This is a genomic window from Pseudomonas sp. AK106 (assembly GCF_053903055.1).
The window spans coordinates 4745886-4759387 of sequence record NZ_CP096426.1; the positions used below are offsets into that span (position 1 = coordinate 4745886).

Annotated in this window: 12 protein-coding genes and 2 tRNA genes; 1 reads left to right on the forward strand and 13 read right to left on the reverse strand. The window is 57.8% G+C overall.

The window, feature by feature from the left end:
• Positions 1-43 precede the first annotated feature (43 nt).
• Positions 44-847 carry an ABC transporter ATP-binding protein gene (locus tag M1E04_RS20875; protein WP_192132945.1) on the forward strand — a complete coding sequence of 268 codons (804 nt, stop codon included), beginning with the start codon at positions 44-46 and terminating at the stop codon, positions 845-847.
• A gap of 40 nt (positions 848-887) precedes the next feature.
• Here M1E04_RS20875 and M1E04_RS20880 read toward each other — a convergent pair whose 3' ends face one another.
• The 13 genes from M1E04_RS20880 to secG all read right to left on the reverse strand — a co-directional run bounded on the left by M1E04_RS20880 (position 888) and on the right by secG (position 13502).
• Positions 888-1847 carry a sensor domain-containing diguanylate cyclase gene (locus M1E04_RS20880; RefSeq protein ID WP_192132947.1) on the reverse strand — a complete coding sequence of 320 codons (960 nt, stop codon included), beginning with the start codon at positions 1845-1847 and terminating at the stop codon, positions 888-890.
• A gap of 3 nt (positions 1848-1850) precedes the next feature.
• Complete coding sequence (locus tag M1E04_RS20885; RefSeq protein ID WP_192132949.1) at positions 1851-2852, reverse strand: response regulator; 1002 nt, start codon at positions 2850-2852, stop codon at positions 1851-1853.
• A 454-nt stretch (positions 2853-3306) separates the two neighbouring features.
• Positions 3307-3657: a BON domain-containing protein gene (locus tag M1E04_RS20890; RefSeq protein ID WP_065987597.1), complete on the reverse strand. Its 351-nt coding sequence runs from the start codon at positions 3655-3657 to the stop codon at positions 3307-3309.
• 294 nt (positions 3658-3951) lie between these two features.
• Positions 3952-6057 (reverse strand): polyribonucleotide nucleotidyltransferase, encoded by a 2106-nt coding sequence (gene pnp / locus M1E04_RS20895; protein WP_065987598.1) that lies wholly within the window; start codon positions 6055-6057, stop codon positions 3952-3954.
• 172 nt (positions 6058-6229) lie between these two features.
• Positions 6230-6499, reverse strand: coding sequence for a 30S ribosomal protein S15 (rpsO, locus tag M1E04_RS20900; RefSeq protein ID WP_037015114.1), 270 nt, complete (start codon positions 6497-6499; stop codon positions 6230-6232).
• Positions 6500-6650: 151 nt separating this feature from the next.
• The gene (gene truB, locus M1E04_RS20905; protein ID WP_065987599.1) at positions 6651-7568 is read right to left on the reverse strand and encodes a tRNA pseudouridine(55) synthase TruB; all 918 of its coding nucleotides are present in this window, start codon (positions 7566-7568) and stop codon (positions 6651-6653) included.
• Between the two features lie 3 nt (positions 7569-7571).
• A complete protein-coding gene (rbfA, locus tag M1E04_RS20910) occupies positions 7572-7973 on the reverse strand; it encodes a 30S ribosome-binding factor RbfA (protein ID WP_065987600.1) in 402 nt (133 codons plus the stop codon).
• Positions 7974-8134: 161 nt separating this feature from the next.
• Complete coding sequence (gene infB, locus M1E04_RS20915) at positions 8135-10660, reverse strand: translation initiation factor IF-2 (protein ID WP_192132951.1); 2526 nt, start codon at positions 10658-10660, stop codon at positions 8135-8137.
• A 27-nt stretch (positions 10661-10687) separates the two neighbouring features.
• Positions 10688-12169, reverse strand: a complete 1482-nt coding sequence (nusA, locus tag M1E04_RS20920; protein WP_065987602.1) for a transcription termination factor NusA — start codon at positions 12167-12169, stop codon at positions 10688-10690.
• A gap of 59 nt (positions 12170-12228) precedes the next feature.
• Positions 12229-12687, reverse strand: coding sequence for a ribosome maturation factor RimP (gene rimP / locus M1E04_RS20925; RefSeq protein ID WP_065987699.1), 459 nt, complete (start codon positions 12685-12687; stop codon positions 12229-12231).
• Positions 12688-12814: 127 nt separating this feature from the next.
• A tRNA-Met gene (locus M1E04_RS20930) sits at positions 12815-12891 on the reverse strand.
• A gap of 97 nt (positions 12892-12988) precedes the next feature.
• Positions 12989-13074 (reverse strand) — tRNA-Leu (locus tag M1E04_RS20935).
• Positions 13075-13118: 44 nt separating this feature from the next.
• The gene (gene secG, locus M1E04_RS20940) at positions 13119-13502 is read right to left on the reverse strand and encodes a preprotein translocase subunit SecG (protein ID WP_122535425.1); all 384 of its coding nucleotides are present in this window, start codon (positions 13500-13502) and stop codon (positions 13119-13121) included.

Consider the following 13502-nt stretch of genomic DNA (forward strand, 5'->3'; position numbering starts at 1 on the left):
CGAATCTCTCGCTTCCCCAAACCGAATGTCAGAAGGAACGCTCATGCCCAGTACCCAACCGCTTACCGCCCAGCCCCTCGCCCCGTCACAGGGCAACGGGCTGCGCCTGGAAAACATCAGCAAGCACTTTACCCATGCAGGCGCCGACACCCAACTGCACGTTCTGGACAACGTCCAGCTGGACATCGCGCCGGGGGAGTTCATCACCATCGTCGGTGCCAGTGGTTGTGGCAAATCAACGCTCCTCAGGTTGATCCTCGGCCTGGACGAAGCATTCGACGGCCGCATCCTGCTGGACGACAAGCCGATCAGGGGCACGGGGCTTGAGCGCGGCATCGTGTTCCAGGATCACCGGCTTTTCCCGTGGCTCACGGTTGAGCAGAACGTCGCGGTCGGCCTGAAGAACGCACCGCTGAGCGCCGCGCAAAAGCGTGACACCGTACGCGAACACATTCAGCTGGTTGGCCTGCAGGATTTCACTGAGTCGTACCCGCACCAGATTTCCGGCGGCATGGCGCAACGGGTGGCGATCGCCCGGGGACTGGTCAATCGGCCCAGCGTGCTGCTCCTTGACGAACCCTTCGGCGCACTGGATGCGCTGACCCGTACGCGATTGCAGCGTGAGTTGCAGCACATCTGGCAGCAGGAAAAGATCACCATGGTCCATGTCACCCATGATGTGGATGAGGCGGTTTATCTCGGTGATCGGGTGGTGGTGATGCAGCCGCATCCGGGGCGCATCCGGCGTATCGTCGACATCGACCTGCCCCGCCCGCGCAATCGCAGCGACGCACGGTTTATCTCTCTAAGGGATGACGTGCTCAGCGATTTCGCGGAGTTGTCCTAGCGGGTGAAGACCGCCTTCGAGGCGGCCCTCCGCCGGTGCTTCAATCCGACGTATCCACCGACACGCGATTGCGACCGTTCTTTTTGGATTCGTACAGGGCCTGATCTGCGCGCTCGATGAGCGTTTTGTGATCGTCCATCGGCGAGGTCATGTCAGCGACGCCCAGGCTGATCGTGCAATGAATGGCTTCGCCTTCCTGCATGACGTCCAGCGCCTCGACGGCGGCGCGCAGACGCTCGGCGAACATGGCGCCGCCTTGCTTGTCGGTGTCGGGCAGCAACACCGCAAACTCTTCGCCGCCGTAACGACCGGCGATGTCAGCTTCACGGATGTGTTCACGCACGACGTCCGCCACCCGCTGGATCACCCGGTCGCCGCATTGATGCCCGTAGGTGTCGTTGACGCGCTTGAAGTGATCGATGTCGAACATCACCAGTGACGCCGTAGTGCCGTAACGGACGTGCCGAGCATGCTCCAGACGCAGCGCTTCTTCCCAGTGACCGCGGTTGTACAGGCTGGTCAGGCGATCAGTGCTCGATAGCTTCTGCAGCTCGCGGTTGGCGGCCTGCAATTGCAGACGGTTCGTCGCCACATCGGTGACGTCGTAGATCACCAGACACACATGGCTGACCACCCCGGTCGTCGACCGCAGCGGATACATCGTGGTGTTCTGGTACATGAAGTCTTCTTGCCCGGTGATGGGCTGATAGCTCTTGAAATGAACCAGATAAGGGCGCTGCTCCCAGATCGTGAACGCTGGGGTTCCCAGCGTAATCACGCTGTCGATCTTGTTCTTCAGCCAGCGCTCGTTGATCTCCGGGAACAGCGAAAAGAACGAACGGGTCGCCGCTTCATACGACAGTATCCCGGAACGGTTCTCCATGAAGGTGTTCCAGACCTGCACCCGGTACTCCTGATCCAGCACCACCACGCCGACGTCGATGTTCTGCGTCACGGTGAGCAGCCAGTGCAATTCTTTGAAATCGATACGATCGTTCATGAATCAGCTCATCAAATGGGCGAGTTTCCGCGACAGCAGCTCGACCGAGTCCTCGGTGAACAACATCAACAGATCGAAATGGATGTTATGGCCTTCCAGGCTGTAACTGATCTCCACAGCCAGCGTCTTCTTCCAGCGCCGCTCGTTGAGACGGATCAGCTCTTCAATGCCGCTGTGCAAGCCCAGCACTTGGGGGTGGCTTTGGGAAAAGGCGACGTCGAGCTGCTCCGCAATGCCGCTCAGACAAGCGCCGATCAGGATGGAAGACAGGTCCAGCAACATCTCCATGTCAGAGTAGTCGGCGTCGTCGACCTTCATCAGTTGCGCCATGTCGGAGATTTCCGAATCATGAAACAACAACAGCGCTTCGCCGGCGATGCCGCCACCGATATAGCCCTGACACACCGCCGTGAGCCGGTCATTGGCCTGGGCATCCGCCAGCGCCATGTGCAGCTCGCCCACCTCCAGCATGTTGACGTTGGGCACCGGCAGTTGCACGAACACGCCCAAGACCCGCGCCAGCAACGCGGCGGCGCGGCCCATTGCGACGTTCACGGTCTCGCGGAATGCGTCATTGAAACTGATGGCGGCCTGATCGCCACCCGATGCCAGGGCCAGAGACTGATTGGCGCTCTCTCCCAACAGGCCTAGTCGCTCAAGGGTCTGCTGCAGTTGATCGGGATCAGCCGGTTTTTTCAGGAAGGCCAGCGCACCCAGTTCCAGGGTGCGCCGCACCGCTTCTTCCTGAACGTCACCGGAGACAACGATGACACTGGCCTGCAGGCTTTCCGCGCGAATGGCGGCCAGCGTCTGATAACCGTCCATGTCCGGCATCGTCAGATCCAGCAACACAACGCGGCCCAGACCCTGGCGAATCGCCTCGATCCCTTCACGGCCATTGGCCGCCGTGGTCACCGACACATCCCACTCGGGCGGCAGGGCCTTCATCAGCTGCTTGCGCGCCATGTTGGAGTCGTCGCAAATCAGTAAGGGAATCGTGGGCATCTACTTCTCACAGCAAAAGAGTTTCAGGCCTGGCCCGGAGTAAAGCAGCTTCGCCACAGAGAAGCGAAGGTACGCCAGACTGTAGCCGATGACAGGTCATCAAAGTGTCAAGGCTGTGGGTAGATTCGCCACCCATCCAGCAATGGGCTGCGTGATATGCAATTACTGTGCACAGCCTAACTGACTTCTATCAATTGGATGGTTTAGACACCTTCACTTGGATAGCGCGCGGCGTAGGAGGATAACTCAGTGGGCATGGCGAGAAGATGTCAAATGCTCGTCTCAGCTGCGAAACAAGCTGGTCTTGCAGAAATGAGGGCATAAAAAAACCCCGGCGCGAACGTCGGGGTTTTTGTTGACCACATCCTTGTGGCCCTTCGCATGAACCTTGAATCAGTCGCCTGACGACTTTCACACTGTCAGCCGGCTATCTTCCAGGTTCAGCAGAATGTAATTACTCAGCTTTCAGGCCATCAGCCGAAACAGCTTTCACGCCTTTGATTTTCTTGGTGATCGCAACAGCGGTGGTTTTCTGCGCATCAGTGATAGCGACAGTCGACGACAGGGATACCACGCCTTTGTTGGTCTCAACCTTGATGTCGGAGCCTGGAATGCCTTTTTCGGTCAGCAGGTCAGATTTTACCTTGGTGGTGATCCAAGTGTCAGAAGTAGCTTCTTTGGTTTTGGCGACTTCGTTTGCAGCTACAGTCATTGGAGCTTGAGCAGAGGTCTGAGCCATGGCTACGTTGGCCATAGTCAGAGTCAGAGCAGTGGCGGTAGCAGCAGCAATAGCGAACTTCTTCATACGGGTAACTCCTGTTTTTCTCAGAATCTGCGCCAATCTGATTGGCTGCAGGGTTACCTACAATGTCGCAAGCGCTGTGCCAACACACGATCACAAATATATTCCTTATAAATCAAAGACTTATGTTTTCATGGATCCACAGCTGTCGTGCAGATTGCCCGCTTTACGAAAGTTCCGCTTGCAAGATGCATGTTCTGACGAGCCGCCCGACGACGGTCTGGCTCCCTAAGCCATTAATTGCATTCAAAAAAAAGAGCCCCGAAGGGCTCTTTTTCATCAACTGCAGGAGACGGGTTAAACCCCCGACGCCTTGGCAGCTGCAACGTCTTTGATCGAAAGCTTGATACGGCCGCGGTTATCCACGTCCAGCACCAGCACTTCGACTTCCTGACCTTCTTTCAAGATGTCGGTGACCTTCTCTACGCGAGCGTCGCTCAACATGGAGATGTGCACCAGACCGTCTTTGCCCGGCAGGATGTTAACGAACGCGCCGAAGTCGACGATGCGCTCGACCTTGCCGACGTAGATCTTGCCGATCTCGGCTTCAGCGGTGATGCCCAGAACGCGCTGACGTGCAGCTTCAGCAGCTTCCTTGGTTTCGCCAAAGATCTTGATCGAGCCGTCGTCTTCGATGTCGATCGACGCTTTGGTTTCTTCGCAGATGGCACGGATGGTAGCGCCGCCCTTGCCGATCACGTCGCGGATCTTGTCGGTGTCGATCTTCATCGCGATCATGGTCGGAGCGTTTTCCGACAGCTCGGTGCGCGACTGACCAATGATGGTGTTCATCTGACCCAGGATGTTCAGACGTGCTTCCAGCGCCTGACCCAAAGCGATCTCCATGATCTCTTCGGTGATGCCCTTGATCTTGATGTCCATCTGCAGCGCGGTGACACCTTTGGCGGTACCGGCCACTTTGAAGTCCATGTCGCCCAGGTGGTCTTCGTCACCCAGGATGTCGGTCAGGATGGCGAACTTCTCGCCTTCTTTAACCAGACCCATGGCGATACCGGCGACCGGCGCCTTCATTGGAACACCAGCGTCCATCAGCGCCAGCGAAGCACCACAGACCGACGCCATGGAGCTGGAACCGTTGGACTCGGTGATTTCCGATACGACGCGGATGGTGTACGGGAACACGTCGGCAGCCGGCAGCATGGCCTGAACCGAACGGCGGGCCAGACGGCCGTGACCGATTTCACGGCGACCGGCGCCACCCATGCGACCACACTCGCCCACCGAGAACGGAGGGAAGTTGTAGTGCAGCATGAACGGGTCTTTCTTCTCGCCTTCGAGGGTGTCGAGCAGCTGAGCGTCACGCGCGGTACCCAGGGTGGCCACGACCAGCGCCTGAGTTTCGCCACGGGTGAACAGCGCCGAACCGTGAGTCTTCGGCAGAACGCCGACTTCGATGTTCAGCGGACGCACAGTCTTGGTGTCGCGACCGTCGATACGCGGCTTGCCGTTGACGATGTTTTCGCGAACGGTGCGGTATTCGATCTCGCCGAATGCCGCTTTGACTTCGCTGGCGGACGGGCTGCCGTCTTCAACAGCCAGCTTGGCAACGATCTGATCCTTCAGCTCACCCAGGCGAGCATAGCGATCGGCCTTGACGGTGATGGTGTAGGCCTCGGAGATCGCTGCGCCGAACTCGGAGCGGATGGCGCCCAGCAGTTCAGTGGCTTCAGCTTTCGGCGCCCAGTTCCAGGTTGGCTTGGCAGCTTCGGCGGCCAGCTCTTTGACGGCCTTGATGACCGACTGGAATTCGTCATGGGCGAACAGCACGGCGCCCAACATCTGGTCTTCGGTCAGCTCTTTGGCTTCCGACTCAACCATCAGTACCGCTTCTTCGGTACCGGCAACGACCATGTCCAGGCTCGATGCTTTCAGTTGCTCGTACGTCGGGTTCAGCAGGTAGCCGGTGCTCTCGTGGAAAGCAACGCGCGCGGCACCGATCGGGCCGTCGAACGGAATACCGGAGATTGCCAGCGCAGCCGAAGTACCGATCATCGCAGCGACGTCCGGATCGGTTTTCTTGCTGGTGGAGACGACGGTGCAGACAACCTGCACTTCGTTCATGAAGCCTTCTGGAAACAGTGGGCGGATCGGACGGTCGATCAAACGCGAGGTCAGTGTTTCTTTTTCGGAAGGACGGCCTTCACGCTTGAAGAAACCACCAGGGATCTTGCCAGCGGCGTAGGTCTTTTCCTGGTAGTGAACGGAAAGAGGGAAAAAGCCTTTGCTTGCGTCTGCATGCTTGGCGCCGACCACAGTCACGAGAACGGTGACGTCGTCGTCAACGGTGACCAATACAGCACCAGAGGCTTGACGGGCGATACGGCCAGTCTCGAGGGTTACGGTCGATTGACCGAATTGAAATTTCTTGATTACCGGGTTCACGGTTTCCTACCTTCTTTGTGGCTCTTGGGGAACTGGTTTCTTGCGAATTCTTGGGCAGCGAGGGGAATCGGACCCTTCGGCAGTCCAGATACAACTAGAGGCTGGGAGCCCGCCAGCCCACTGGTAAAACCAGCGGAACATGACGACCAACCAACCTCTATCCGAGTCGTTATTAGCGACGCAGACCCAGACGACCGATCAGGGCGCTGTAACGGCTAACGTCCTTACCTTTCAGGTAATCCAGCAGCTTGCGACGCTGGTTTACCATACGGATCAGACCACGACGGGAGTGGTGATCCTTGCCGTTGGCCTTGAAGTGGCCTTGCAGTTTGTTGATGTTGGCAGTCAGCAGTGCAACTTGCACTTCTGGCGAACCAGTATCACCAACAGCTTGCTGGTAGTCGGTTACGATCTGAGCTTTATCTTCAACGCTGAGTGCCATGTGGGCATTCCTTTTATCAAGAAACCGCTCCTGAGAGACGGTTTCAACAGGCCGAGAGCTGACTCTCGTATTTAAATGTGAGGAGTGACCATGCCTGTTAACAGCCACCCTCGTACCGCCGTGCCAGGAAACCCTGCCGCGACGGGTCCGGTCACTCTGACCGAATCAGTCGACGCGGCGCAATGCGCCCGTCTTCACTCACTTCACCGATCCCGATGAAGCGGCCTTCATGATCCTGCACCCGCACCATGCCAAACTTCGGCGCGTCGGGGGCTCTCACCGGCTGGCCATGCAGCCAGTAGAACGAACTGTGCTCGGAGAACTGCAGCAGCGGCCAATCCAGCAATCCGCTGTCCGATGGCATCAGGAAGCGATCAACCGCTTCGTTACCGCCTTCGGCATGCACGGCTTCCAGCTCTTCCAGCGTTACCGTCTGGGCCAGCGTGAAAGGACCGGCCTGGGTGCGACGCAACTGGGCGACGTAAGCACCGCAGCCCAGCTTTTCACCGATATCTTCCACGAGGGTACGAATATAGGTGCCTTTGGTGCAGTCGACAGCCAAACGAGCGGTCTCACCTTCACACGCCAATAATTCCAGGCGCGCAATAGTAACAGAACGCGGTTCGCGCTCCACCACTTCCCCTGCTCGGGCCAGCTTGTATAACGGCTGACCGTCCCGCTTGAGGGCGGAGTACATCGGCGGTATCTGACTGATATCGCCGCGAAATGCCGGAAGCACCGCCTCGATATCCGAGCGACCAACGGTCACAGGCCGCGTCTGCAGCACCTCACCCTCGGCGTCGGCCGTGGTGGTGGTCTTGCCGAGCTGCATCAGGGTTTCATAACCCTTGTCGGAATCGAGCAGGTACTGGGAAAACTTGGTGGCTTCACCGAAGCACAGCGGCAGAACGCCGGTTGCCAGCGGATCGAGACTGCCCGTATGGCCGGCTTTTTCGGCGTTGAGCAACCAGCGCACTTTCTGCAGCGCGGCGTTGGACGTGAAGCCCAGCGGCTTGTCGAGCAGGATGATCCCGCTGACGTTACGGCGAATACGCTTGACCTGAGCCACGCCTTATTCCTCCGGACCGTCTTGCTTGGGTGCGGTTTGGTGCTGACCATCTTCAGCCACCGCACGCTCGATCAATGCCGACAAATGCGCGCCACGGGCAACGCTTTCGTCGTAATGGAAATGCAGTTGCGGAACGCTGCGCAGCTTCATCTCACGGGCCAGCTGCATACGCAGGAACCCTGCAGCAGCATTGAGCACCTTGATCGACTGCGCGATTTCTTCGGCGCTGTCCTGCCCCATCACGGTCATGAAGATTTTGGCGTGGCCGACATCACGGCTGACGTCGACGGCGGTGATGGTGACCAACCCCACGCGGGGGTCTTTGATTTCACGACGGATCAGCTGTGCCAGCTCACGCTGCATCTGATCGCCGATACGTTGGGTACGGCTGTATTCTTTTGCCATGTCTTGTTACCTGTCACTGCTGACCCATGGCAAAAGCCATGTGGTCTGAAAGCGGCAAACGCCCGGCCTGGCGAGAGCCGGACCGGGCGTTGCGTTTAGAGTCCATGACCGACGCCTGGCACTTTCATGCGGCGCAAGCCATGACTCCTGAAGCTCGCGATTTAGAGGCTGCGAGCCACTTGGACCTTCTCGAAGACTTCGATCTTGTCACCGACCTTGACGTCGTTGTAGCTCTTGACGCCAATACCGCACTCCATGCCGGCACGTACTTCGGAAGCGTCATCCTTGAAGCGACGCAGGGATTCCAGCTCGCCTTCGAAGATAACGATGTCTTCACGCAGTACACGGATTGGACGGTTACGGAAGACAACGCCTTCGATGACCATGCAACCTGCGATCGCGCCGAATTTCGGCGAGCGGAACACATCGCGGACTTCAGCGATACCCAGGATGTTCTCCCGAACGTCACTGCCAAGCATACCGGTGAGGGCTTTCTTGACGTCTTCGATGATGTCGTAGATGACGTTGTAGTAACGCATGTCCAGACCTTCCTGCTCGACGATCTTGCGCGCGCCAGCATCGGCACGCACGTTGAAGCCGAACAGTACAGCGTTGGAGGCCAGTGCCAGGTTGGCGTCGCTTTCGGTGATACCACCGACGCCGCCGCCCACTACGCGCACTTGCACTTCATCGTTACCCAGGCCATTCAATGCACCCTGCAACGCTTCCAGAGAACCGCGGACATCGGATTTGAGGACGATGTTGAGCGTCTTCTTCTCTTCCTGACCCATGTTCTCGAAGATGTTTTCCAGCTTGCCGGCGTGAGCACGGGCCAGCTTGACTTCGCGGAACTTGCCTTGACGGAACAGAGCCACTTCACGGGCTTTCTTCTCGTCGGCAACAACGCTCATCTCGTCGCCAGCGTCCGGCGTACCGTCCAGGCCGAGAATCTCGACAGGGATCGATGGACCGGCTTCTTTGATTGGCTTGCCGTTCTCGTCGAGCATTGCCCGAACGCGACCGTAGTTGGAGCCAACCAGAACCATGTCGCCTTGACGCAACGTACCGTCCTGAACCAGAACAGTCGCAACCGGGCCGCGGCCCTTGTCCAGACGCGATTCAACGACAACACCACGACCCGGAGCCGACGGCGTTGCCATCAATTCCAGAACTTCGGCCTGCAGCAGAACGGCTTCAAGCAGCTCGTCAACGCCCGTACCCATCTTCGCGGAGACCGAGACGAAAGGCGTCTCGCCACCCCACTCTTCGGACGTTACGCCGTGAACGGACAGTTCACTGCGGATACGGTCCAGGTCGGCGCCCGGCTTGTCGATCTTGTTCACGGCAACAACCAGCGGAACACCGGCAGCCTTGGCGTGTTGCACGGCTTCGATGGTCTGCGGCATTACGCCGTCGTCGGCAGCGACAACCAGAATCACGATGTCGGTTGCCTTGGCACCACGGGCACGCATTGCGGTAAACGCAGCGTGACCCGGGGTATCGAGGAACGTCACCATGCCACGTTCGGTTTCTACGTGGTACGCACCGATGTGCTGGGTGATACCACCGGCTTCGCCAGCAGCAACCTTGGCGCGACGGATGTAATCGAGCAGCGAGGTCTTACCGTGGTCAACGTGACCCATGACCGTTACAACCGGCGCACGGGAGAACGTCTCACCTTCGAACTTCAGGGACTCGGCCAGGGAATCTTCCAGCGCGGTGTCGCTGACCAGGGTCACTTTGTGGCCCAGTTCTTCAGCGACCAGCTGGGCAGTTTCCTGATCCAGAACCTGGTTGATGGTGGCCGGAGTACCCAGCTTGAACATGAACTTGATGATCTCGGCCGCTTTGACCGACATCTGCTGAGCAAGATCGCCCACGCTGATGGTCTCGCCGATCTTCACTTCACGAACGACAGGGCCGGTAGGGCTCTGGAAACCGTGCGCGTTGCGCTTCTTCAGCTTGGCCTTGCCGCGACCGCCGCGACGGAAGCCATCGCTTTCTTCGTCGGTAGTACGAGGAGCAACGCGTGGCGTTGGCGCCTTTTCCTTGACCGATGCGCGATGCGGGGCGTTCTTGCGATCGCCGTCACCACCGCCGCCGCTGCGACGATTGTTATCGTCGTTGCGTGGTTTGTCAGGGCGACGCGGTTCGTCTTTCTTGCGATCGGCAGTAGGCGCAGGTGCCGCAGCCGGAGTTTCCCGGGCTGGCTCGGCAGCTTGCGGTGCCGGTGCCGGCGCTGCAACAGCCTCGGCAGCCGGGGCACCAGACGAAGGCTGACGGCGCGCTTCTTCTTCAGCACGCTGACGGGATTCTTCTTCAGCCTTTTGGCGAGCGGCATTCTCTACCGCACGACGTTCGTCCAGCTCGCGCTTGCGTTCGGCTTCGATTTCTTCCGGGCTGCGCTGAACGAAAACTTTCTTTTTGCGTACTTCAACGCTGATGCTTTTGCTGCCAGCAACGCGCAGGGTACTGGTGGTCTTGCGCTGCAAAGTGATCTTGCGCGGCTCTTCCACCTTGGCCTTGTGACCGCTTTTCAGGTGCGTCAACAGGGCTTGCTTTTCGATATCGGTCACAACTTGTTCGGCGGCGTTGTGCGGCAAACCTGCCTCACGCATCTGCTGTAACAGGCGCTCTACCGGTGTGTCGACCGTTTTGGCCAGTTCTTTCACCGTGACTTGCGTCATGCACTTCTCTCCTCAGGCCGCATCTACTTACTCGAACCAATGGGCTCGGGCGGCCATGATCAACTTGCCGGCACGATCATCGTCAATGCCGTCGATGTCGAGCAGATCGTCAATAGACTGCTCGGCCAGGTCTTCGCGGGTAATTACGCCGCGCACCGCCAGTTCCATCGCCAAATCCTTGTCCATACCCTCAAGCGAGAGCAGGTCTTCGGCCGGATGGGCGTCTGCCAGCTTTTCCTCAGTAGCGATGGCTTTAGTCAACAAACGATCCTTGGCACGAGCGCGAAGCTCGTTGACGGTATCTTCGTCAAAGCCGTCGATGTTGAGCATTTCTTCCAACGGTACGTAGGCAATCTCTTCCAGGCTGGTGAAGCCTTCGTCTACCAGAACCTGAGCGAGATCCTCATCGACTTCCAGCTCGTCGATAAAGTTGCGCAGGATGTCACCGGTTTCCGCTTGCTGCTTGGCCTGGATGTCCGATTCGGTCATCACGTTAAGGGTCCAGCCAGTCAACTGACTGGCCAACCGCACGTTCTGGCCACCGCGGCCAATCGCCTGGGCGAGGTTATCTGCGCCTACAGCGATGTCCATGGCGTGGGCATCTTCATCAACGATGATCGCTGCCACTTCGGCAGGCGACATGGCGTTGATGACGAACTGCGCCGGGTTATCGTCCCAAAGCACGATATCCACACGCTCGCCGCCCAACTCGCCGGAAACAGCCTGCACGCGCGAACCACGCATGCCGATGCACGCGCCCTGCGGGTCAATGCGTTTGTCCTTGGAGCGAACTGCGATCTTTGCACGCGATCCAGGATCACGAGAGGCAGCCATCACCTCGATGAGCCCTTCAGCGATTTCCGGAACTTCAATCCGGAACAGCTCGATCAGCATTTCCGGCGCAGTACGCGACAGGATCAACTGAGGGCCGCGGTTCTCGGTGCGGATTTCTTTGAGCAATGCTCGGACGCGGACACCTACGCGGAAAGTTTCCCGCGAAATGATGTCTTCACGCGCCAGCAGAGCTTCGGCATTGTTGCCAAGGTCGACGATGACATTGTCACGTGTAACTTTTTTAACAGTGCCGGAAATGATTTCGCCCAGACGCTCACGGTAGGCGTCCACGACTTGAGCTCGCTCGGCTTCGCGAACTTTCTGCACGATGACTTGCTTGGCAGTCTGCGCAGCGATGCGGCCGAACTCGATGGAATCGATCTTCTCTTCTACTACATCGCCAACGTTGGCACCGGGGTGCGTCAGCGCAACTTTGCTCGGCCACGTTTCGATCGCCGGATCGTCGAGATCGTCTTCTTCGACCACCGTCCAACGACGGAATGTCTCATAGGCGCCTGTTTGACGATTGATCTCGACACGCAGATCTACTTCATCTTCAAAACGCTTCTTGGTGGCCGTAGCCAGCGCTATCTCAAGCGCTTCAAAAATCACATCGGCCGGTACGCCTTTTTCATTGGATACCGATTCAACAACCAGCAGTACTTCTTTGCTCATCGTACGCCTCGCCTTTCGCAAGCCATTGGATCCGCGGGATCCGCTGTATCTGGCACGTCTTAGTCAAACGTGGGAATAATGTTGGCTTTGTCGATCAGATCGATCGGCAACAGAAACTCGTGATCTTCAACCTGGACCACGACGTCCTGCTCCTCCACCCCGCGGAGAAGGCCTTGAAAGTTGCGTCGACCTTCAAACGGTGAACGCAGCTTTATCTTCACTTGTGCCCCGGCAAACTCCGCAAACTGCTCAATGGTAAACAGTGGGCGTTCCATGCCTGGAGAGGAAACTTCGAGCGTGTATTCGGAGCTGATTGGATCTTCTACATCCAGAATACCGCTGATCTGACGGCTGACGATCGCGCAATCGTCCACCAGCACGCCGCCTTCTTTATCGATATAGACGCGCAACATCGAGTGACGCCCTTGAGACGAAAACTCGATACCCCAGCATTCATAGCCTAGGGCCACGACCACCGGGGCCAGCAAGGCCTGCAACTCTTCTAGCTTGCTCGACACCTGAACCCCCTCGTGCATGCTGCAAATAAAAAATGGGCAAAAGCCCAATCATGAAAACGCCGGCGAAAAGCGGCGTCATAAAGTGTCCAGCTAACAAAAAGCCCCTGAAAAGGGGCTCCGCTAAAACTGGTTGCGGGGGCTGGATTTGAACCAACGACCTTCGGGTTATGAGCCCGACGAGCTACCAGACTGCTCCACCCCGCGACAAAGCTGGGGCGGAAGTATACGACCGATCCAAATTTGGGTCAATCCGACACATCCACCTGCAAGAAAGCCCGCTACTGCGGGCTTTCTTGTTAATTGGTACCGAGAAGGGGACTCGAACCCCTACACCCTATGGGCACAACCACCTCAAGGTTGCGTGTCTACCAATTCCACCACCTCGGCATTACAACTCTTTTGCAGCCCCAAAAACAGCTGCGAATCCGGTATTACTTTTGCTCTGGAGTGACAGGAACATCAGCAGGCACTGCAGCTGGTTTCTGTTGCCCCTCCAAAACCGGAACATCATCTGCTGCCGGCTTTTGCTTCACTTCCAGTACCGCTGGATTTGGCAAACCTACTTGAGTCAGCTGGTGAGCTTTCTCTTTAGCAAAGTAACCTAACCCTAAGCTGGTCATGAAGAAACAGGCGGCAAGTATAGCAGTAAGTTTACTGAGAAAGGTAGAGGAACCTTGTCCACCGAACACAGTATTTGATGCACCTGCTCCAAATGATGCGCCAGCGTCGGCACCTTTACCCTGCTGCAGCAAAACCAGAGCAACAACGCCCAGAGCACCCAGCAGATGAAGAACGACTACGACTGTTTCCAGCAT

Bases quoted from the DNA above. Each gene is read 5' to 3' on its own strand.
- M1E04_RS20875 (WP_192132945.1), top strand. From the start codon at position 44: ATGCCCAGTACCCAACCGCTTACCGCCCAGCCCCTCGCCCCGTCACAG.
- M1E04_RS20880 (WP_192132947.1), bottom strand. From the start codon at position 1,847: ATGAACGATCGTATCGATTTCAAAGAATTGCACTGGCTGCTCACCGTG.
- M1E04_RS20885 (WP_192132949.1), bottom strand. From the start codon at position 2,852: ATGCCCACGATTCCCTTACTGATTTGCGACGACTCCAACATGGCGCGC.
- M1E04_RS20890 (WP_065987597.1), bottom strand. From the start codon at position 3,657: ATGAAGAAGTTCGCTATTGCTGCTGCTACCGCCACTGCTCTGACTCTG.
- rpsO (WP_037015114.1), bottom strand. From the start codon at position 6,499: ATGGCACTCAGCGTTGAAGATAAAGCTCAGATCGTAACCGACTACCAG.
- rbfA (WP_065987600.1), bottom strand. From the start codon at position 7,973: ATGGCAAAAGAATACAGCCGTACCCAACGTATCGGCGATCAGATGCAG.
- infB (WP_192132951.1), bottom strand. From the start codon at position 10,660: ATGACGCAAGTCACGGTGAAAGAACTGGCCAAAACGGTCGACACACCG.
- nusA (WP_065987602.1), bottom strand. From the start codon at position 12,169: ATGAGCAAAGAAGTACTGCTGGTTGTTGAATCGGTATCCAATGAAAAA.
- secG (WP_122535425.1), bottom strand. From the start codon at position 13,502: ATGCTGGAAACAGTCGTAGTCGTTCTTCATCTGCTGGGTGCTCTGGGC.